Source organism: Neobacillus niacini (assembly GCF_048572935.1).
In the GTDB taxonomy this organism is placed as follows: Bacteria; Bacillota; Bacilli; order Bacillales; family Cytobacillaceae; genus Neobacillus; species Neobacillus niacini.
In genome coordinates this window covers 2,866,235-2,887,662 of the sequence record NZ_CP183883.1, presented here as the reverse complement: position 1 = coordinate 2,887,662, position 21,428 = coordinate 2,866,235, and the positions used below count along the sequence as shown (strand labels likewise).

Sequence of the window (21,428 nt, the reverse complement as noted above, 5' to 3'; positions counted from 1 at the left end):
TACAATCTGTTATTATTTCCCTAAGTTTGCAATGTATTCAGATAGCTTTTTAAGCTGATCATCATCACCCTTAAAGACTCCCGCAGGCATAGTTCCTCTACCTTCTTTTGCAATTGTCGCAATTTCCTCAGCCGTTAGTCCTGTTTCGATTAACGTTGGGGCACCAGCTCCACCTTGGAAGCTGTCTCCATGACAAGTGATACATGTATTATCTGAAGCAATTTTATATTCTTCTGATGTTTTATCAATTTCAACGTCAGCCACAATTTTACCATATTCCTTTGCCGCTTCCCAATCATGTGTAGAAGCACCCTGCCAGGTTAAAAAGGTAATAGTCGCTAACGCCAACAGCATAAATCCAGTTGCCAAAGGACGCTTACTTGGACGGCGTTCTGGTCCACGATCTATAAATGGAGCTAATAATAATGCTCCAAATGCTAGTCCAGGGATAACCATCGCACCAATTACTGTGTATGGACCAGCTGCAAATTCATACTTTAATAATTGGTATAAAAATAAGAAATACCAGTCAGGCATTGGAACATATCCTGTATCTGATGGATCCGCAATCCTTTCAAGAGGACTTGGGTGTGCAACAGTTAAACATAAAAAGCCGACAAGAAATACTGCCCCTACCAACCATTCTTTCAAAAGGAAGTTAGGCCAAAATGCCTCTGTTTTACCAGGGTATTCTGAGTAATCTTTCGGAATATTTTTACTCGTACGTGCCTCAGGTGCTAACACACGTGAGTCGCCTACGAATTTCATTCCTTTACCGCGATGCATCGAACAATCCCCCTCCTTTATTCGTAAATTATCATAGTAAATATTTCGGAATTAATAAGAGTATTATAGTGGTCCAGAAATACCCTGTTTACGAATCATCATGAAATGAGCTGCCATTAAAGCAAATAATGCAGCAGGTAAGAAGAACACGTGAATCGCAAAGAAACGAGTTAAGGTTTGAGCTCCAACAATCGTTTCATGGCCCGAAAGCAATGTTTTTAAGTATACACCAATAAACGGCACCGCTTCGATAATTTGAAGCGTAACCTTAGTTGCGAACAACGCTTTCATATCCCAAGGTAATAAATAACCTGTTAATCCTAATGCCAGCATGATGAAGAAAATGAGAACTCCAACAATCCAGTTAAGTTCACGAGGTTTTTTGTATGCGCCTTGGAAGAAAACGCGTAATGTATGTAAGAACATCATTACAATTACTAAACTTGCACCCCAGTGGTGCATACCGCGTACGATTTGTCCGAAAGCTACTTCGTTTTGAAGATAGAAAACAGATTCCCACGCGTTTTTGATATCTGGAACATAATACATGGTTAAGAACATACCAGAAAGAATTTGAATAACAGTAACAAAAAACGTTAGACCGCCAAAGCAATAAACGAACGCAGAAAAATGATGCGCAGGGTTTACATGCTCTGGAACTTCATGGTCAGCAATATCGCGCCACAAAGGCGTAATATCTAAACGTTCATCTACCCAATCGTAAATTTTGTTTAACAATGATTACGCCTCCTTCGTCCGTGGTTCAGCTTTTCCTAAATAAAGTAAACCGTCTTTTTCCTGAATTGGATATACATCCAGTGGTGCAAGTGGTGGTGTACCCTTAACATTCGTTCCGTCCTTTGTATATCGACCAAAGTGACATGGACAGAAGAATTGATCCGGATGTGATTCGTCTGACGCCCATCCTACAGTACAACCTAAGTGTTTACAGACAGGAGATAGTGCAACAATATTATCCTGCTCATTCTTATACACCCAGGCGGTATTCGTAACGTCTGAAGTATACCATGCATCCTTTTGCTCAAAAGTAAAATCTACTCGTTGTGGTTCAGCGGTGATATCTTTAATTTTCAATGGAGTCGCAATAAAATCTCCACCTGCTTCGGCCTTTAATACAGGGTCAATGGCAAAACGAACCATTGGCATTAACATACCTGCTGCCATAAATCCACCTACACCAGTCAAAGTATAGCTTAAAAATTGTCTTCTTGATACGCGATGCTTACTCATGCTTATCCCCCCTCTATTCACAAGTTAAGTCCATCGGACATAATTTAAACACATATAAAACTAGGACATAACCATGATATATCAATCTTTATCCTAGGTCAATATCATACTATTTTAAAAACATGTTAATCAGCAAAGAATTACAAATTTTCATGCCACTTTTGTGTAAAAAGGGTAAGAAGCTGTTTTACCTGACTCTCAATCATGGACATCTTTTGTGATTCATTCAAATGCTCAAGCGGCAGGGATGGAAGCCAAATTAATGAACCTTTAAGCTCGTCCTCAACGTTTTTCCACTCAATCTCAGTCGTTATGTAAAATATATGTTTAAACTCGTTTTTTTCAATTTTCTCTTCCCACTTCTTCAATCCATTCATTATATCCTCATACTGATCACTTTTTAAGTATGTATATGGAGGCACCAACATAAGTCTTCCAGTAAACTGTCTCTCAAGGTAATTGGTTAGTAACGTTATAAATTCTGCGCTTGAGGCAGATTGTTTCATTTCATTCCCAAATGAAACAGAATACAATGGGATTACTGCCGTATCCACATATTCCTTTGCGGATAAATATGTTTCTATATCCTTTGAAACCCACTTCATTTATACACCCCCCTTTTATTCATTAGCTCTATCATATCATTTTTTTTAATAAAACATAAAAGGAAAAGAGAGAAAAAATTCTGTTAACATAAAAAATAGAAGCCTGCTTATCGCAAGCTTCCATTTTCCTCTGCTTCCTTAAGTTGATTAAGCTTTTCAGTTAAGTCACTAAAGGCCTTTTTATCCTGCTTATCAAGGGCTTCGTCAATTAATTGAAGCAGCTTTTCGCGTTGAAAACGCTCAATACTGTTTTGCAGAAATTGTTCTGCTATAATTCCGTCTTTCTCATTTACTTGAAGGTGTTTCGGAACAAATGGATTTTCCTCTAATACAGCCGCGTACTGGTGCGCTTGATTGGAAGCATGAAAGTTTAATTGAATAAAAATATCTTCGTCACGATTTAACCGAATATCATGAAAGGATTTTTCAGCATCAGTTGTCATAACATTCTCTTTATAAAAGCGAAATGGTACCTTATCAACACAGTGAGTTGACATGATCAACCCACGCGGACAATACTGTGCTTGCTCTACAAAATGAACCTTCTCCATTAATTGGTCGTGACTCATTAAATAATTCAGAATCCAAACACACTCTCTTCGTTTTAATTGATAATGATTTAAAAACCAGCGAATAAAGTCCTTTTTCTCGTTGACAGAAACAGGGGTTGCCATATGATAGTTTCCCTCCTCTGTATATTCAGCTTTTTATTAATTCTCTCTACTAATTAGACGGTCAAGCAAATCAGCATACTCTCCATTTGTGGGATCACCTTTTTGTAACTGTTTAAAAATTTCGGCAGCAAGGTCGATTTTTCCTTCTTCAATTAAAAAATAACCATAATCGTTCAAAAATGCTTCATTATTCTTAAAAAAAGTATATGCACTTTCATATTTGTCTAATGCCACGGAATATTCCTCTAACTTATCGTAGGCAAGGGCGGAATCCCATAAGAGCTGGGGTTCTTCATCTTCTACAAAGTCCAGCTGTGAAATCAAATCAATTACAGCTTCATATCTTTCTTGCTGAAAGAAAAGCTTATTTAATGTTAGTGCTGCTTCAGTAAAGCCTGGATCTAATGCAAGTGCCTCACGGAAATATTGTTCTGCCAAGTCTGGCTGTGTGAGCTTAATGGCTATTTTGCCGCCAAAGAAAAATAAATCCTTATTAAATTCATCCTGCTTAATACCTTCTTGTATTATGTTTAAGCTTTTATCAAGTTCTTCTTCCCGTTCATATGCCTTAGCCAGATGTAGATATAGGGAATGGTATTCTGGGTCCAGCCCTTTTAATTCCTCAAACCTTTCGATGGCAGTCCGATTATATCCTGCTTGAAGTGCTGTAAAAGCATAACCAAATAGTGTGTTAATTTCCAATTTCTCATCAATGGCTTTGTCGTAATAGAATAGAGCTTCTTCAAATTCACCAGAGGCACTTAGAAGCTCAGCCATTCGCTGATAAATACTAACTCCTGCAACCTCTTGCTGCTCCTTTAAAACAGCCTCATATGATTTCAGCGCTTTCGTTACTTCACCTTGGTCACTGTAGAGTTCACCAAGTGCAAAATCAATGATAACCTCATCCGGCAATATATCCTTTGCTTGCTGCAGTTTTCTTTCACATACCTCATATAAACCTTGAACTTGATACAAGTCTGCTAACAGCAAGAGAGATTGTCCAAAGCTGGGGTCGTGTTCGGAGATTTTTTCTAATTCAAGAATTGCTTGTTCCTCATCGCCGGCGTCCACTAATATTTCACCCAGTAAGACGAGCAGTTCACCCTCTTCAGGATAAATGGTTAATAGGTTTTCAACCAGTACCTTAGATTCATCTAAAAATCCAAATTGGAACATTTCTTCAGCAAGAAGGAATTTTTCATCGGGCTGACCTTTTGTTAATACAACATTATATTCATTTATGGCCTCATTATGTTGGCCGTTTTCCAACATTGTAATAATTTTATTAACTCTGTCCATTATCTCTTTCCTCTCGATTCCCTTAATTAACTAAGGCTCTTTTCTTAAACTTTGCAGTTTTTAGGAACAAAAAATAAGAAAAAAGCATGCAAACTAAATTCTAAAGTGCAAAATAAGATGGAGTTCGTACCCTAACATATTCTCCATATCCAGGTTTAAATAAAACCTCTTCCCCTGCACGTACTACTTTACCTTTATGAACTGTAACTAGAAGTCTATCACTATGATAATGAAATAATTCCACTTCATCAACATTGATGATTTCTTCAGCCTTATGAAATAGATTATAGCTTACTTCAGCTCCATGCAATAAACTTGCTTTTTGGGGATATAAGCCAATTTTATTTAATACTGAAATGGACAATGGCTGATTCTCTTTTATTTCTTGTAAGATGGCAGGAATTTTTTGATTTTCCATTATATCCTTCCATTTCGACATGGCCCTTTTAGCATCCTTCTTTAGGTGATTAGAAATTAATGGAACAAGCGGACAATTATAAGGAAAAAGTGCTTCTTTAATCCATCCCCATGGCATATTGTTTAGTTCATCAAGGTCCTCTACATCGATAAAGATGGCGGGCACCCTTTCTTTTTTACATTTCCTTATAAATGAGGGAGTTAAAAGACGCAATGGAATTTTTACACTTATGAGAAAATCGACGGGACTGCTAATGAGAGCCGTTTTAGTTTCTCTGATCTTTTCTGTTAATTCACTTTCGTACGAGATCGAACTGTAGGTAAATAATGTGGTACATCCTTTCATAAGAAATTTCTCAACCATGTATGCTCGAAATTCTTGAAAGGCGGCATTAAGAGGTATTCTTGTATCTAAAAGTACATAAGAAGGGGTCATGATATAAGACTCTGCATTCATCTTTATTAATTTATTATGGTGTATATGTTCTTTCTTTGCAGTAATGTGCTCTCCTTCAATCAATAGTGATGATGTTGAAAGTTTCTTCTCCTTTAGAATATTAGCATTTTCGATAATATAACCCATCCTACCACCCTTTTCACAGCTATACTTCTTTAAGACAAGCTATGAATGATCCTTAAAAACTAGAACCGGAAAATAAAGACATAAAAAGCTGCACAAAGGCAGCTTTAGTTTTTCAGGCTATTTAGATGGTTAAAGAAATTCGGATACGAAACTGAGATAGCTTCTGGATCTTCTAGCTCTACTTGGCCCTCACATAGCAACGAAGCGATTGCGAGCATCATTCCAATTCTATGGTCACCATGGCTGGATACTTTTCCACCTCTAAGGGTAGTTCCACCATTAATGATCATACCATCATTAGTGGCTTCTATTGAAGCACCCAATTTTGTTAATTCCTGAACGACAGTATCAATTCGGTTGGTTTCTTTCACTTTGAGCTCGGATGCATCTTTAATAATTGTTTTCCCTTCAGCTTGTGTCGCTAGTAGAGCAATGATTGGGATTTCATCAATTAATCTTGGGATAACATCTCCCTCAACAACAGTTCCTCTTAGATTGGAAGTCTTAATTGTAATATCACCAGCTGGTTCAAACGAATTTTCATCATTGTTGTGAATTTCCAAATTAGCTCCCATTTGATTCATAATCTCAATAATCCCTGTTCTAGTCGGATTTAGACCCACATTCTTTAAAAGAATTTCGCTATCAGGAACAATCGCACCTGCAACAAGGAAAAACGAAGCTGAGGAAATATCCCCTGGCACAAGAATATCAGAAGCAATTAGCTTTTGACCTCCTTTTACCGTTATTTTACGGTTATCCTTCCCGACTTCCCCACCGAATTTACGAATCATTCTTTCTGTATGATCGCGGGATTCAGATTTTTCGATTATGGTTGTTTCTCCATCAGCTTGAAGACCCGCAAGGATTAAAGCAGATTTCACCTGAGCACTTGCTACTGGCATATTATAGGTAATAGGATTTAGATGTCCACCGCGAATACTAAGTGGAGTAAATTCTCCATTCTTTTTGCCGTCGATCTTTGCCCCCATCGTTCTTAATGGCTCCGTTACCCTAGTCATCGGTCTTTTTCCAATCGACTGATCACCTATAAGTGCTGAGTAAAATGGTCTTCCCGCTAAAATTCCTAACAATAGCCGTATGGTTGTTCCAGAATTTCCAACATCCAATAGTTCGTTAGGTTCTTTTAATCCATCAAATCCATTCCCATAAATCGTTAGACCTTCTTCACTTTCTTCAATGACGACTCCTAACTTTCGGAAACAAGAAATAGTACTTAAACAATCATCGCCCGGCAGGAAATTTGTCACCCTTGTTATACCTTGGGCAATCGAACCAAACATAACAGAACGATGTGAAATTGATTTATCTCCAGGTATTTCAATACTGCCCTTTAAACCCTTCAGTGTTGGCTTTAATGCTATTAATTCCATTTCATCACCTATATTCAAATCAAATTATGTTCCAATCGATGTAGCATAGCTTGAACAGGCATGAATACATCTTTCTGCCCGCCCACGATCCTCTTCTGTTTGAAAACTAATGACTAGGACTCCATAAATTTCGTCTTCTCTAGTTTCTAGTATGCGGATGTTTGTAATACTGATATTTTCTTTTGCTAAGTATCCTGTAACCTCTGAAACAACACCAGGATAATCTGGAACATCAACAAACAAATCGTAAAATGCAGGAATGGCTCCCTTTTCTCTTACCGGGAGACCATCACGGTATTGCTTCGCCTGCAGAAAATAGCGGAAAATTTCTTCACTATTCTCCTGTTCGAGTAACACCTTCACCCAATCCATTTCTTCCTTCCATTTATCGATTAATTCTATCAAAACCTCGCGATTATGCAGTAATATGTCCTTCCACATTGCCGGGCTGCTCGAAGCAATCCTAGTAATATCTCTAAAGCCTCCTGCCGCTAAACGTGGAATAAGACTCTCACCTTCTGCTAACCTTTCCGTTTGACGGACAATCGACGCAGCAATGATATGAGGGAAATGACTAACAATTCCTGTTAAGTAATCATGATTTTCTGGGGTAACGGTTAAAAATTTGGCATTGGTACCCTTGAGCCATTCCTTTAGCCTTTCCACCTTGGAGTCTTCAATATGGTCCTCTGGCGTAAATAGATAAAAGGCATTTTCAAAAAGAATTTCTTTTGCAGCAGACACACCACTTTTATGGGAACCAGCCATCGGATGGCCGCCGATAAAGGTGTATCCTTTTTTTCTTAGGCTTGCAGCATTGCCCACAATTTTACTTTTTGTACTTCCGGTGTCCGTAATAATTACTTCTGGATTTAACGATTGCTCTGACAATAAGTGAATAATCTTTTCCGTTTCGATTACTGGAGCGGAAATAATAATTAAATCAGCGGTTTTAGCACCTTCAACGATATCATCAGCCACTTCATCAATAACACCTAGCATTTTACCAAGTCTAGCTTGTTCTTGATGGATATCATAGCCTATTAGGATAGCATCTTTATGTTCTTTCTTAATACATAAAGCTAAAGAACCGCCAATTAACCCAAGCCCAATAACAAAAACTCGGCCTTTCATTGGTAGTCCCCCTAGTTCTCACTGAGTTTCGCTGTATTTTGTTGCGTTAAAAATTCTCCTAATGCTTTTAGCACCCCATCATTTTGCTCTGCAGAGCCAACGGTAATCCTTAAAGAAGAAGGAAATCCTAACGCACTCCCTGATCTAACAATATAGCCTTTTTCCAATAAAAATTGGAACCCTTGATTAGCATCTGCATTAATATCTATTAAAACGAAGTTTGTTTGAGAAGGATAATAGCTTAGATTGTGTCTCTCGCAGAAATCATAGAATTGAGTCAAACCTTGTCTATTTTTCTTTTTACAATCTTGAACAAACTCTTGGTCGGAAAGTGCAGCGATTGCAGCTACCTGTCCAAATGAATTAACATTAAAAGGTTCTCTTGCAGGTTCCAAAGCTTGAATGATTGACCGGTTGGCAACACCATAGCCGACCCTTAGTGATGCAAGACCATAAATTTTCGAAAAAGTTCGCAGTACGATTAAATTTGGATATTTTCTTGTTAATTCAATTGAATCATAGTAATCATCTGCAAATACATATTCATAGTACGCTTCATCCAACACGATTAAAACATCGGAAGGAACTTTATCCAGGAATGGTGTTAATTTACTTTCTGGGACATATGTACCTGTCGGATTATTAGGACTGCAAACCCAGACAACATTAGTATTCTCATCAATCGCAGCATACATCTTCTCTAAATCATGTTGACCATCAAGTAATGGAATTTCCCTTATTTCTGCTCCTTCAATTATCGCATTATGTTTGTATTGTGAGAAGGAAGGTGTCGCCATTACGGTATTGGCACCAGGATGCAGCAGAGCCCGTGAAATAATCTGAATAATGTTATCCGACCCATTACCAAATATTAGTTCATCTTGACCTACCTTTAAAAAAGAAGCTACAGCTTCCCTTAAGCTTGTCATGTAGCCATCAGGGTAAATAGCAAAGCCTGGCTGGTGACTTTGTAAGGCAGAAAGAACGTTTTTTGAACACCCGAAAGGATTTTCATTTGATGCAAGCTTAACAATCTGTTCTAAATTATATTGTTTTTTAACTGACTCAATTGATTTTCCTGGCTGATATGGAGTCAGTGTTAATAATTGCTCTTTCCATCTCATTTCTCTACACTCCATCCTTTTATTAACTTGAAATTAAACGCCTATTTGGCAACACTATTGCCTAAGTCAGGTCTCAATACCGTTGCCCCTTTTAAATAAACATGTACAACTTCTTCCTGCGGTACAGCTGTATTTACATGCATCATAACTCTAACACACATTTGCAATGAATTAGGTATTGGCAATTCTCTCATACAAATAACTGGTACAAAGGTCCAGCCAGCAAACTTACGCATTGCCTTTGCAGGAAAAGTAGCGTTTAGGTCCTCAGTGGTTGATATAAATACGGAAGCAACTTGCTCTGGAAGAATATTGTTACCCTCAATTATTTGTCTCAAAAGCTCTTCTGTAGCTATTAAAATAGATTCTTCAGAATTACAATCTACGGTGATTGCTCCCCTCACCCCTCGAATCATGAAAAGCCCCCCTTGTTATTTGAAATTCTCGAGCTGTGTTAATAAAAAATCATCTGAAAGCTCACAAAGTTTTGGTTTTCCTATTTGCTCTAATACTACATATTTCACTGTTCCACCAGCTGATTTCTTATCTAGCTTCATTTTTGCCAGCAAATGCTCGTTTGTTAAGTGACCTGGTATTTCTGTTTGGTATCCCAATCTTTGCACCCAGGTAATAAACTCTTCTGTATCAAAGGCTAGACCTGAAACCTCTTTACTGATCTTTAACGCAAAAATCATACCAATCATTACGGCTTCGCCATGTGTAAAATTCCCATAGCCCATTTCTGATTCAATGGCATGTCCTAGTGTATGTCCGAAATTCAAGTACGCACGAATTCCCGTTTCTTTCTCATCCTTAGAAACAAATTCATTTTTTATTTGAATTCCTCTAGTAAGTGATTTGAATAATTGTTCTGTGGTTAACGAATCAAGATGATGAATATCTGTTTTCAGCCAGTCATAAAAGGCTGAGTCATAAATAAGTGCATGTTTAATAACCTCTGCAAAACCTGAACGAATTTCTTGTTCAGGCAGTGTATGGAGTAATTCTAAATCATAGAAAACAGCCTCTGGCTGATGAAAAGCACCAATCATATTTTTTCCCAGAGGATGATTAATAGCGACTTTCCCACCAACAGCACTATCGTGTGCAAGGATAGTAGTTGGAACTTGAATAAATGGTATACCTCTCATAAAAGAGGCTGCAACAAATCCTGACAAGTCACCTACTGCACCACCGCCAAAAGCAAGAATGACAGATTTTCGGTCTAGTTGGTTTTCTAATGCGGTGGATAAGGCGTCATAGTATACCTCGAACGTTTTTGCTTTTTCACCACTAGGGGCTGTAAAAACAACTGGATCCCATTCAGTCAGAAGCATTAATAGATTATCAAGATGAATACTTGCAACCGTTTCATCTGTAATAATTAATATTTTAGTCAGTTTTGTAAAATGATTATTTAAAAAAGAGCTGATTTCATTTTTTACGCCTTCGCCAACAAACACATTATAGCTTTTGGAGCTTGTTTGAATTTGAATGGTCTCCATTAAAATCCCCTCGCGTATTCACGCTGACGTTTAATTTCAGCAGCGAATGTATCAAACCGATCACTATAAAATTGATCGATAAGCGAATTAGCAAGTTCCCATGCGACAACATTTTCCGCAACAACAGCTGCAGCAGGTACAGCACAGCTATCTGAACGCTCAACACTTGCAGAAAACGGCTCCTTCGTATCGATATCAACACTCATTAACGGCTTGTATAACGTTGGAATAGGCTTCATAACTCCGCGAACGACAATCGGCATACCAGTGGACATTCCACCTTCAAAACCGCCTAAACGATTTGTCTTTCGTGTATAACCATTATCTTGATCCCAAACAATCTCATCATGAACTTCACTTCCAGGCTTTCTTGCTGCCTCAAAGCCGATACCAAATTCTACTCCTTTAAAGGCATTGATACTTACGATAGCAGCTGCAAGTTTTGCATCTAATTTCCTATCATACTGAACATAACTGCCCACACCTGCCGGCATTCCAGTTGCAATGACTTCGACAACGCCGCCAATGGAATCACCATTCTTCTTAGCATTGTCAATAGCATTCATCATTTCCTGCTCTACATCAGGGTCTGCACATCGTACAGGTGAAAGCTCAGTTCGCTCCTTTAGCTCATCAATTGATAAATTTAGGTTGCCATTAGCCTTAATACCACCAATTTCGACAACATGTGAAACAAGTGTAACACCAACTAAAGATAATAGTTTCTTAGCAACAGCACCCGCAGCAACTCTAACAGTAGTTTCTCGCGCAGATGATCGTTCTAGGACATTTCTCATGTCTCGATGACCATATTTTATCGCACCATTTAAGTCTGCATGACCAGGTCTTGGTCGAGTTATTTTACGTTTTACTTCATCCTCTTGACCTTCAATTAGTGGGTCTGCTCCCATAATTTTAGTCCAATGCTTCCAGTCATTGTTCTCAACCACTAATGCAATAGGAGATCCAAGTGTTTGACCATGACGAACTCCCGATGTGATTTGAACCGTATCTTTCTCTATTTGCATTCTTCTTCCACGGCCATATCCTTGCTGGCGTCTTGCCAGCTCTGTATTAATATCTTCCGCTAATAAAGGCATTCCTGCTGGTAGTCCTTCTAATATTGTTGTTAATTCTGGACCATGTGATTCTCCAGCTGTTAAGTATCTCATTCCCATTACACTTTCCCCCTTCAACTCATTAAAGGATTTTTATAAATATACCATAAACAGACTAATAAACCTAGTACAATTATCTGAAAATAGCATAAATTGCATGATGATTATTTATCTAATGATAATAACAGATACTCTATTTGTATACTATTGTTTCTAAAATATTTTTATTTTTTCAAATGTATACGCATACAAAAAGGCACCTGTATATGCTATACAAGTGCCTCTTTTATCTAAATTAGTAAATCCATTCGTTAACTAGTTTAGAGTATTCAACAACTCCGCCTTCTTTAAAAAACAATCCAATTTCACGCTCCGCACTTGCAGGTGAATCCGAACCGTGAATAACATTCTTTCCAACAGTTAAGCCAAAATCGCCGCGGATTGTTCCTGGTGCTGCGTCTTTAGGATTTGTTGCACCCATCATTTGACGAGCAGTTGCAATAACATTCTCACCTTGCCAAACCATAGCAAAAACAGGACCAGATGTAATGAAATCTACTAATTCACCAAAGAATGGACGTTCTTTATGTTCACCATAGTGCTCCTCAGCAAGTTCTGTCGGGATGCTCATTAATTTAGCGCCTACTAATTGGAAGCCCTTTTTTTCAAAACGAGCAACGATCTCTCCGATTAAATTACGCTGTACACCATCAGGCTTCACCATTAAAAATGTTTTTTCCATGTATTCCACTCCTAATATAGTATGTATAATAATTGCCATAGTGGGACAATCCATGAAGATGTTAACATTTTTTCGAATATTTCGCAAGTCGAAAGCGATTTCAAAACGTGAATAAATAAAAAAAGAGAGTAAACCACGGTTTCACTCTCTTTTCCCTAATATTTGCGTCTTCCAATATATTTAGCGATATCCCGCAGTGTTTTTTTTGCTTTATTAGCTGGGAGTTCTTCTAGTACTTCTAGGGCCTTATCTAGATACATATCGCTTAATGCGATGGATCTTTCAATAGCACCTGACTCTTTAATAAGGGAAATTATGTTCTGTATTTGATCAGGTTCCATATCCTCGTGAACCTTTTCAATCTCACGGCGAATTGTATCATTTTCCATTGCAAAAAGAGCTGGAGCAGTAATATTCCCCTGTAGTAAGTCGCTGCCAGCTGGCTTACCAAGTTCTTCTTCCGTCGAGGTAAAATCCAAAATATCATCTGTTATTTGGAATGCCATTCCTACGTAATATCCGAAAAGGTACAATTTTTTATGAATAGTCTCATCAACACCAGCAGTGATAGCACCGAGCTGACAGCTGGCAGAAATTAACAAGGCAGTCTTTCTCTTAATTCTACGCAAATAATCCCTAAGATTTTGATTAAAACGATACTTATCTTTGATTTGCTGGATTTCACCAATAGATACTTCAACAATGGTATGGGCCAATATTTTATGAGCTAAGGGCTTATTAATTTTGCTCATCAATTCTAAGGAAAGGGCAAAAATAAAGTCACCCGTATACATAGCAGTCTTGTTGTCCCATTTTGCTTTAACTGTTGGCTGGCCTCTTCTAATATCCGCATCGTCGATTACATCATCATGCACAAGAGAAGCCATATGAATCAATTCAAGTGCAACTGCAACGTTTTTCATCACATTAATATCGTACTGGCCAAACTTTCCAGCCAATAAAACAAAAACAGGCCGAATTCTTTTACCTCCTGCCTGCAGGGTGTGCAAAGAAGCCCGTTTCAAAAGAGGAGAATCCGCCTGGATTGTCTCTTCTAAATTTTTCTCAATTATATTAATATCTGAATTCAAAAATGAATACATCATCTTTAATTTCATTTGTATTCACCAGCTTTTCATCCTGTTTACATATCAAAAAATTTTACTTTTTATACCCTATATGAACTGCTGCCGCTCCACCACTATATGGCTTAAAATAAACATCTTTAAAGCCTGCAGTCTCAAACATCCGCGCTAATTCTTTCATACCCGGAAAATTTCGTGCAGATTCATGGAGCCAAGAATATTCTTGATAGCTCTTTGCAAATAATTTGCCAAACAACGGCATGATAAATCGGAAATAAAAATAATAAAGTTGTTTATAACCAATAAGAGTAGGCTGGGAGGTTTCTAAGCAGACTGCAATGCCTCCTGGCTTTAATACACGGTTCATTTCTTTTAGCACTTGAAGATAATCCGGTACATTTCGTAAGCCAAAACCTATTGTTACATAATCGAAGCTATTATCAGCAAAAGGCAGCTCCATGGCATTTCCATGGATTAGGTTAACGTGCTTTAGACCCATGCTCTTTACTTTTTCAATCCCAACATTTAGCATATTTTGACTAAAATCCAATCCAGTAACTTCACCGGAAGGACCAACGGCCTCAGCTAATGCAATGGTCCAATCCCCTGTTCCACAACAGACATCCAGCGCTTTTGAACCTGGCTTGACATTCATTCTTTTCATCGTATCTTTACGCCATTTTATGTGCTGCTGGAAACTAATCACAGAGTTCATTTTGTCGTAGTTATCGGAAATTTTCTCAAAAACCTTATGAACTCGTTGTTCCTTGGATTGCTGCATATGCTTACCCTTCTTCCACTAAAGTTTTCGCAAATGGTTGATGTTCATTAATGATCGAAGTAATTCTAGCTTCAAGCATATCATTTAAATATGGGAGCTGACTTATTCCATTTATTAGAAATTTTTTTGAAGAATCAAGATAACGATCACAAATCACAAGCAAATCTCTTTGCTGATTATTTGATAATTTTTTAATTGAAAGATTTTTATTCGTAAAAATAAGATCCTTCATCGATTCGAACATGAAGCTGCTTCCAGTTTCCAAGAAGCGGTTTTTTTCGAGGAGCAAACGTTTAAAGAAAAATAAATTTATTATAAATTCATTCCATAAGTCCACTTTAAAACATTCAGAGAATTTAACGAGTAAAGAGCTTTCAATTTTCTTTATACTTGACATTAATTTTTCTATTTCATCCAGTTCTTTTTGATAAATGGATACTTTATGTTGATTAACTTCTTTTACACCTCTGGAGAGTTCTCTTATCATATTGATATCTTCTGACTCAGCCAGCAGTTTATAATACAATCCACTATAATAATCCCCAGCTAGGACTGTTAATTGTCTATTAATTTCATCAACAGCAGCATTCGATATATGCTCATGGGTATCAAGGGCAATTTGTATTAGCATTGTTGTCATTGCGTAATTCTTTATCTCATTGTAAGACAATTCGAGTCTATCCATAATGGATACAAGAATAAGCAGTTTATCTTCATCAATTACAGGCATTTCGATATGTTTTAGCAAGTAAGGATGAAATACTTTTTGCTCAACTTGCTCCTTAATGTCTGTAAACTTTTGTCGAATGTCTGGCAATATAATCACCCTTGCTTCCCCGAATTTTATATATTTTTTGTTCCTTTTGTTTAAACAAGGCAGTGACAATTATATCATAAAAGCGTATGTATGGGCAGAAATTCACAAAATAAATACATTTCTACCGCAGGGCATAAGAATCATAAAAATAATGAACATGAACGAATTAGACAAGATCTCAGTTATTTATTCATTTCGCTTTCAATTTCGCCAAATTGAGTCATTATTTTTGCATTTCCTCTAATTTTTATTGCTGATGTATGTTCTGTAAACTGAGCAATTAATACTTCCCCTTTATCAAGCTTTTCAGAATGATGAAATTTTGTATCCGTTCCCCGCGTTAAACCGATTACACTAACTCCATCATCGATTGCTTTTATCACAACAAAGTCACTACTTTGCGCTTCACGCTTTTCCATAGTATCCCCCACTTAATTCTTAATTAATGTTAGAATTTCTGATCGAGCAATTGTATCATTGGCAAGATTTCCCCTAACTGCTGTTGTCACAGTTTTTGAACCTGGTTTCTTTACCCCGCGCATCGTCATACACATATGTTCTGCCTCGACAACCACCATTACTCCATGAGGGCTTAATTTTTCCATCATGCTATCAGCAATGGTAGAGGTAATTCTCTCCTGCAGCTGAGGTCTCTTAGCAACAGCTTCTACTGCCCTTGCCAATTTACTCAATCCTGTTACACGACCATTTTTAGGTATATATGCTACATGTGCTTTTCCGAAAAAAGGTACAAGATGATGTTCACACATGGAATAGAATGGGATATCCTTTACCAAAACTAGTTCTTCATGGTCTTCACTGAATATGGTTTCAAAATGTTTCTTCGGATCTTCTTTCAGACCACTAAAGACCTCTTCATACATTTTTGCTACTCGTTTCGGCGTATCAACAAGGCCTTCTCTCGTCGGGTCTTCGCCAATCGCCTTTAATATTAAACGCACCGCTTCCTCAATTTGGGTGCGATTCACTTCAGTCATGCATATTCCCCCTATACTGTATCAAACAAGTATATATGACAAATACATATTAGCACAACTGCAGATAAAGAGAAAAGTGTTAGCGGCTAGACCTATTAGCCTCACGCAGCGAGAACTAAATAAATTCAAAGTTACATAGAAAAAAGGTCATGGACGTTACCATGACCTTTTTGCCGAAGCAATAAATTTATGTAATTATTTTACTGCATCTTTAAGTGCTTTACCTGGTTTGAAAGCAGGAACTTTGCTTGCACCAATTTCGATTTCCTCACCAGTCTGAGGATTACGTCCTTTACGTGCTGCACGTTCGCGTACTTCAAAGTTACCAAAACCGATTAATTGGACTTTATCACCATTTTTCAAAGCATCTAGAATTGAATCAAAAACAGCATCAACTGCTTTTGTAGCGTCTTTTTTAGAAAGTTCGCTTGCTTCTGCAACTGCGTTAATTAGTTCTGTCTTGTTCATGCTATTCACCTCCTCCCAATAATGTAAGTTAAGAATCGTAAATAAGATTACTTATCTACATTTCTAAACAATTTTTCTAATTTCTATACGTCATAGTGCGGTTTTATTGGCAAAGTAATTAAAAATTACATTTTTTGATATTTTAATCTACTTTTTAATAAAAAACCTTATTATATAAAGGTTTTAAGCACTAAACGTGAATCTGTTAAAAGATTATCACAATCATTTAAGCTTATCAAGAATATTTCATGAAATAATGGTAATCTTTTCTTCATTTCTACAAATTCCTCCTATTTTTGACTAAATTAGCTGTTGATTTTTGTAAAAACAGAAAAAAGACTCCAATTTGGAGTCTCCAGTATTAAAGAATTATTGCAATTAAACCGCCTGAACCTTCGTTTATAATTCTTTCTAGTGTTTCTTTCAATTTATATCTCGCATTCTCAGGCATTAAGGATAGTTTTGCTTGTATACCCTCCCTAACGATGGAGCTTAACGAGCGTCCAAATATATCCGAATTCCAAATGGATAGAGGATCATCTTCGAAGTCTTGCATTAAGTAGCGAACTAACTCCTCACTTTGCTTTTCAGTACCAATAATAGGAGCAAACTCCGATTCAACATCGACCTTTATCATATGAATTGATGGAGCTACAGCCCGCAGCCTTACTCCGAATCTTGCGCCTTGGCGAATAATTTCCGGTTCCTCTAGACTCATATCAGATAGTGACGGTGAGGCAATACCGTAACCTGTCTGCTTCACCATTCTTAGGGCGTCTGATATATGATCATACTCCGCTTTTGCATGAGCAAAATCCTGCATAAGCTCAAGGAGATGGTCTTTCCCCCTAATTTCTACCCCTACAATTTCCTTTAAAATATCATCGTATAGTTCATCTGGAGCAAATAAGTCGATTTCTGCTACACCTTGACCCATTTCAATTCCGGCTAATCCCGCTTTCTCAATGTAGTCAAAGTCGCTAAATTGCTGCACCACCCGGTCAACATCTCTTAATCTCTTGATATCTTTGACCGTTTCTTTCACTGCTTCTTGATAGCTTTCACGCAGCCAGTGATTCTCTCTCAATACCATTACCCAGCTAGGGAGATTAACATTAACCTCAAGTACTGGAAATTCGTAAAGCGCCTCTCTCAGAACGTTAAGTACATCACTGTCACGCATGCTTTCAACACTCATTGCTAATACTGGAATGTCATACTTTTCGGCTAAGCTGGATCTAAGTGTTTCCGTGCTCGGATGATATGGCTGAGCGCTATTTACAACCATAATAAACGGTTTGCCAACTTCCTTAAGCTCATTAATCACTCTTTCCTCAGCTTCGATATAATTGCTTCTTGGTATTTCACCAATTGTACCGTCAGTAGTCACCACTACACCAATCGTAGAATGCTCTTGAATGACTTTCCTTGTTCCAATTTCAGCCGCTTCATGGAACGGAATCGGCTCTTCATACCAAGGAGTCGTAATCATCCTAGGACCATTTTCATCCTCGTACCCTTTAGCACCTGGTACAGTATAACCGACACAATCAACCAGTCTAATATTTACATTAAGTCCTTCGTCTACATGCACACTAGCAGCTTGATTCGGAACGAACTTGGGCTCGGTTGTCATGATTGTTTTCCCTGCAGCACTTTGTGGAAGTTCATCCACTGTTCTAGATCTCTCTGCTTCGTTGTCTATATTGGGTAAAACCACAAGCTCCATAAATTTTTTAATAAATGTGGATTTTCCTGTTCTAACAGCACCTACTACTCCTAAATAAATATCACCGCCAGTTCTTTCGGCAATATCTTTGAAAATATCAACCTTTTCCAAGTGATCCCCTCCCGATCATAGAGTAAAGTGGGATAATATTATCCATCAAGATATTTTTGGACAATATATATTTATGACGTTGTCCTACATTGTTATGACAGTTTTTTAAAATTTTTTTACCCCCTTAACTATTTATTTCTTGAATATGCTAGTATCTGTTGTGTCTGAACAGTTGATTGAATGAGGGTTTATGGAAAAAGTAACACGGAAGAGACACCCAAACCGTATATCTTTAACCGAACTGGTATATGGCATTTATATAACCAAAAAAACCCTACTCCTACAATATATTTCGAAGGAGAAGGGTTATGACTATTTGATATTACTTATTGCTTTAAAAAAACTGGTTCTTTAGTCTTAGAATCCACTGTATACGGTAAAGAATAGGCGGGAACAAACATCGAATCTTTTACAAGAATATTACGAATATCCTCGCCTGGTATTACCTTCTCGTCCGTTTTCTTCAGTTCCTGAAATAAATCTTGACGGTAATCGACGTAGACCTCCGCATTTGTCGTTACTATAAGCGGCAGATTTTGATTCGAGTATGGACTAATGGCGTACGGCTCCTGCTTATACCCCAATTCGTTAAAATCAATTGTATATACATTATCAGCAATTTTTTCTTTATATGGCGGGTAACCGTTGGATTTTATCCTAATATTAATATCCCGAATGGTATCAGCCATTCTCAAATCTAATAGTTTTACAGTTGGATTGGTTTCTACATCGACTAGGACATATTGAAATATCCCGCCACTTTCAAACGCGTTCCCTGGAGGCTCTGCAATATATTTAGGAGCTAATTTTTTAAATTCAATTGGATATTTTTGATAGATTGGAGTCTCAGCGTCTCTTGTTTTTATCGGCAAGATTCCGCCATTCTCCTCCTTAAAAGAATTTACTGCTTGTTGAACTGCAGCGATTTGGTCTGTATATGGGATTTGATTTTCCGCTAACTTCTCAGATGGATACATACATCCCGATAAAAACAAAGAAGTTAGAACGATCAATGTGACAATGGCCTTCCAATTCATACAATCACCTATTTTTTCTTTTTTCTTGAAAACAACCTTATGTAAAAAGGACAATAACCAACGTGATTCCCGAAATGATTAAAAAAATGTAAGCAAGTACCGCAGTAAAAAACTTTAGCACTCCTGTTAACTTATAACGGCTCAAATAAATTGTAATAATAGCAAGGAACATGATTCCCATTCCGGCAATCGATATCCACATTTTCAACATACCTGGTGACATTAGGACACCCCCCTTATTCCGAAAGCTATTATAACATATGGCCAGTGCTTTCTTAAGTACTTTTGTTTTTTACATAAAAGAAAGAAGGAATTCTAATTCTTATAGCGTGTTGATTTGTTCGGAAGGCACGAAGACTCCTGCAGGAGTACGGAGCTGGAGAGACCCCGCAGGCGCTAGCGCCGAGGAGGCTCACCGCAACGCCTGCGGAAAGCGAAGTGCCTCGTGACAGGCAGAAACCGCCTGTCCCTGCGATGATTATTCAAAGTAGCCTTCCTTAGTGGAGCACAAATCAACACACCCCATCAACATAAAAAAACTGAAGTAAAGAGGGGCGAGTTCCTTACTTCAGCCTTAGTGACTAAATAACCCAAACATTTAGGTTCATACTACACGTGTGCTTCGCTTGCATTGTATGCAACTATGCGGGAAAACGCACTCAATGAATGCCTATTTTTTCAGTAAAAATGCGCATTTTTTAATCTTCATGATTTCTTTCTTCGAGAATATTAACTAAATCCTCCATTTCATGAGTCTTTCCACGTGCCATTAAAACATCAACTGCATCTTTCGCATTTTTCCCATTAAATAAAACATCATAAAGGGCAAATGTAATCGGCATACTGACCTCATACTTTTTAGCAAGTTGATAGGCAGCTTTCGTTGTCCTAACTCCTTCAACAACCATTCCCATATTATCGAGAACCTCATCAAGATTGTTCCCTTTACCAAGTAGGTTTCCCGCTCTCCAGTTCCTCGAATGGACGCTTGTACAAGTTACAATTAAATCCCCGATACCAGCTAACCCAGAAAAAGTGAGAGGGTTCGCTCCCATCTTTGTTCCAAGTCGAGCGATTTCAGCTAGTCCTCGCGTTATTAAGGCAGCTTTAGCATTATCACCGTACCCAAGCCCGTCCGTAATTCCGGCAGCTAAAGCAATGATATTTTTTAATGCTCCACCAATTTCCACCCCTATAACGTCTGGATTGGTATAGACTCGAAAATTATGGTTAATAAACAAATCTTGTATCTCTTCTGCTGCAACCATATTTTCTGACGAAACAGTTACAGTTGTCGGATGTCTTAGGCTAACTTCCTCAGCATGGCTTGGACCAGAAAGGACGACCACAGCTTTTAAAAGCTCACTTGGCATTTCTTCCTTTATCAGCTCAGTTATTCTCAAAAGGGAATCCGGCTCAATTCCTTTACTTACATGCGCAATCGTCAATGGCGAGTTTTGAACTGTACGTATTTTCCCAAGTACTTCGCGTATGGCTTTGGTTGGTACCGCTAATATCACGGTTTTAATTCCGGATAGAGTGTCACTTAATGAAGCATAACCAACAATTAATGCAGGTAAATCAATTTCAGGCAAGTACTTTTTATTTGTGTGAAACTCATTGATTTCGTTAACCTGGGATTCATTATGACTCCACAATCTGACTTCATGCTCATTGTCTGCAAGGACCATCGCGAGTGCGGTCCCCCAGCTGCCGGCACCAATAACAGCTACAGCTTCTTTTTTTTCCCGCATTTAGATCACTCCC

General features: G+C 37.8%; 24 protein-coding genes. All 24 read right to left on the bottom strand.

All coding sequences use genetic code 11. The annotated features are described in order from the left end of the window. Positions 1-12 precede the first annotated feature (12 nt). Positions 13-786: a c-type cytochrome gene (locus ACN6MT_RS14095; protein ID WP_419956273.1), complete on the bottom strand. Its 774-nt coding sequence runs from the start codon at positions 784-786 to the stop codon at positions 13-15. A 63-nt stretch (positions 787-849) separates the two neighbouring features. Further along, a complete protein-coding gene (qcrB, locus tag ACN6MT_RS14090; protein WP_179596385.1) occupies positions 850-1,524 on the bottom strand; it encodes a menaquinol-cytochrome c reductase cytochrome b subunit in 675 nt (224 codons plus the stop codon). Between the two features lie 3 nt (positions 1,525-1,527). Further along, complete coding sequence (locus ACN6MT_RS14085) at positions 1,528-2,037, bottom strand: ubiquinol-cytochrome c reductase iron-sulfur subunit (RefSeq protein WP_419956272.1); 510 nt, start codon at positions 2,035-2,037, stop codon at positions 1,528-1,530. A 140-nt stretch (positions 2,038-2,177) separates the two neighbouring features. After that, entirely contained in the window at positions 2,178-2,642 is a 465-nt protein-coding gene (locus tag ACN6MT_RS14080) for a YpiF family protein (protein ID WP_419956271.1), read from the bottom strand. 107 nt (positions 2,643-2,749) lie between these two features. Continuing rightward, positions 2,750-3,316 carry a ReoY family proteolytic degradation factor gene (locus ACN6MT_RS14075; protein ID WP_034676255.1) on the bottom strand — a complete coding sequence of 189 codons (567 nt, stop codon included), beginning with the start codon at positions 3,314-3,316 and terminating at the stop codon, positions 2,750-2,752. Positions 3,317-3,352: 36 nt separating this feature from the next. After that, the gene (locus tag ACN6MT_RS14070; protein WP_063251217.1) at positions 3,353-4,618 is read right to left on the bottom strand and encodes a tetratricopeptide repeat protein; all 1,266 of its coding nucleotides are present in this window, start codon (positions 4,616-4,618) and stop codon (positions 3,353-3,355) included. A gap of 100 nt (positions 4,619-4,718) precedes the next feature. Continuing rightward, positions 4,719-5,618, bottom strand: coding sequence for a hypothetical protein (locus ACN6MT_RS14065; RefSeq protein ID WP_419956270.1), 900 nt, complete (start codon positions 5,616-5,618; stop codon positions 4,719-4,721). A 104-nt stretch (positions 5,619-5,722) separates the two neighbouring features. Beyond that, positions 5,723-7,012 (bottom strand): 3-phosphoshikimate 1-carboxyvinyltransferase, encoded by a 1,290-nt coding sequence (gene aroA, locus ACN6MT_RS14060; RefSeq protein ID WP_419956269.1) that lies wholly within the window; start codon positions 7,010-7,012, stop codon positions 5,723-5,725. A gap of 24 nt (positions 7,013-7,036) precedes the next feature. Continuing rightward, positions 7,037-8,146 carry a prephenate dehydrogenase gene (locus ACN6MT_RS14055; protein WP_419956268.1) on the bottom strand — a complete coding sequence of 370 codons (1,110 nt, stop codon included), beginning with the start codon at positions 8,144-8,146 and terminating at the stop codon, positions 7,037-7,039. An 11-nt stretch (positions 8,147-8,157) separates the two neighbouring features. Continuing rightward, positions 8,158-9,270: a histidinol-phosphate transaminase gene (hisC, locus tag ACN6MT_RS14050; protein ID WP_419956267.1), complete on the bottom strand. Its 1,113-nt coding sequence runs from the start codon at positions 9,268-9,270 to the stop codon at positions 8,158-8,160. A 41-nt stretch (positions 9,271-9,311) separates the two neighbouring features. Continuing rightward, positions 9,312-9,686 carry a chorismate mutase gene (aroH, locus tag ACN6MT_RS14045; protein WP_034674488.1) on the bottom strand — a complete coding sequence of 125 codons (375 nt, stop codon included), beginning with the start codon at positions 9,684-9,686 and terminating at the stop codon, positions 9,312-9,314. 15 nt (positions 9,687-9,701) lie between these two features. After that, entirely contained in the window at positions 9,702-10,775 is a 1,074-nt protein-coding gene (aroB, locus tag ACN6MT_RS14040; RefSeq protein WP_419956266.1) for a 3-dehydroquinate synthase, read from the bottom strand. Beyond that, positions 10,775-11,947 (bottom strand): chorismate synthase, encoded by a 1,173-nt coding sequence (gene aroC, locus ACN6MT_RS14035; RefSeq protein WP_419956439.1) that lies wholly within the window; start codon positions 11,945-11,947, stop codon positions 10,775-10,777. The genes aroB and aroC overlap by 1 nt, the downstream gene beginning before the upstream one ends. 241 nt (positions 11,948-12,188) lie before the next feature. Continuing rightward, positions 12,189-12,635 carry a nucleoside-diphosphate kinase gene (ndk, locus tag ACN6MT_RS14030; protein WP_034676210.1) on the bottom strand — a complete coding sequence of 149 codons (447 nt, stop codon included), beginning with the start codon at positions 12,633-12,635 and terminating at the stop codon, positions 12,189-12,191. Positions 12,636-12,790: 155 nt separating this feature from the next. Next, positions 12,791-13,753, bottom strand: a complete 963-nt coding sequence (hepT, locus tag ACN6MT_RS14025; RefSeq protein ID WP_419956265.1) for a heptaprenyl diphosphate synthase component II — start codon at positions 13,751-13,753, stop codon at positions 12,791-12,793. Between the two features lie 43 nt (positions 13,754-13,796). Then, the gene (locus ACN6MT_RS14020) at positions 13,797-14,501 is read right to left on the bottom strand and encodes a demethylmenaquinone methyltransferase (RefSeq protein ID WP_034676216.1); all 705 of its coding nucleotides are present in this window, start codon (positions 14,499-14,501) and stop codon (positions 13,797-13,799) included. A gap of 4 nt (positions 14,502-14,505) precedes the next feature. Then, positions 14,506-15,327 carry a heptaprenyl diphosphate synthase component 1 gene (locus ACN6MT_RS14015; protein WP_235847035.1) on the bottom strand — a complete coding sequence of 274 codons (822 nt, stop codon included), beginning with the start codon at positions 15,325-15,327 and terminating at the stop codon, positions 14,506-14,508. 173 nt (positions 15,328-15,500) lie between these two features. Next, positions 15,501-15,737 carry a trp RNA-binding attenuation protein MtrB gene (gene mtrB / locus ACN6MT_RS14010; RefSeq protein ID WP_034676222.1) on the bottom strand — a complete coding sequence of 79 codons (237 nt, stop codon included), beginning with the start codon at positions 15,735-15,737 and terminating at the stop codon, positions 15,501-15,503. 12 nt (positions 15,738-15,749) lie between these two features. Then, positions 15,750-16,316, bottom strand: coding sequence for a GTP cyclohydrolase I FolE (folE, locus tag ACN6MT_RS14005; protein WP_034676224.1), 567 nt, complete (start codon positions 16,314-16,316; stop codon positions 15,750-15,752). A 195-nt stretch (positions 16,317-16,511) separates the two neighbouring features. Beyond that, positions 16,512-16,784, bottom strand: coding sequence for a non-specific DNA-binding protein Hbs (gene hbs, locus ACN6MT_RS14000; protein WP_034676225.1), 273 nt, complete (start codon positions 16,782-16,784; stop codon positions 16,512-16,514). A 361-nt stretch (positions 16,785-17,145) separates the two neighbouring features. Then, positions 17,146-18,624, bottom strand: a complete 1,479-nt coding sequence (gene spoIVA / locus ACN6MT_RS13995) for a stage IV sporulation protein A (protein WP_063251218.1) — start codon at positions 18,622-18,624, stop codon at positions 17,146-17,148. A 326-nt stretch (positions 18,625-18,950) separates the two neighbouring features. Further along, on the bottom strand, positions 18,951-19,661 hold the full coding sequence (locus tag ACN6MT_RS13990; RefSeq protein WP_419956264.1) for a hypothetical protein: 711 nt from the start codon (positions 19,659-19,661) through the stop codon (positions 18,951-18,953). 37 nt (positions 19,662-19,698) lie between these two features. After that, positions 19,699-19,884, bottom strand: a complete 186-nt coding sequence (locus ACN6MT_RS13985) for a DUF2768 domain-containing protein (RefSeq protein WP_063251220.1) — start codon at positions 19,882-19,884, stop codon at positions 19,699-19,701. A gap of 475 nt (positions 19,885-20,359) precedes the next feature. After that, positions 20,360-21,415, bottom strand: a complete 1,056-nt coding sequence (locus tag ACN6MT_RS13980) for an NAD(P)H-dependent glycerol-3-phosphate dehydrogenase (RefSeq protein WP_063251221.1) — start codon at positions 21,413-21,415, stop codon at positions 20,360-20,362. Positions 21,416-21,428: the final 13 nt, after the last annotated feature.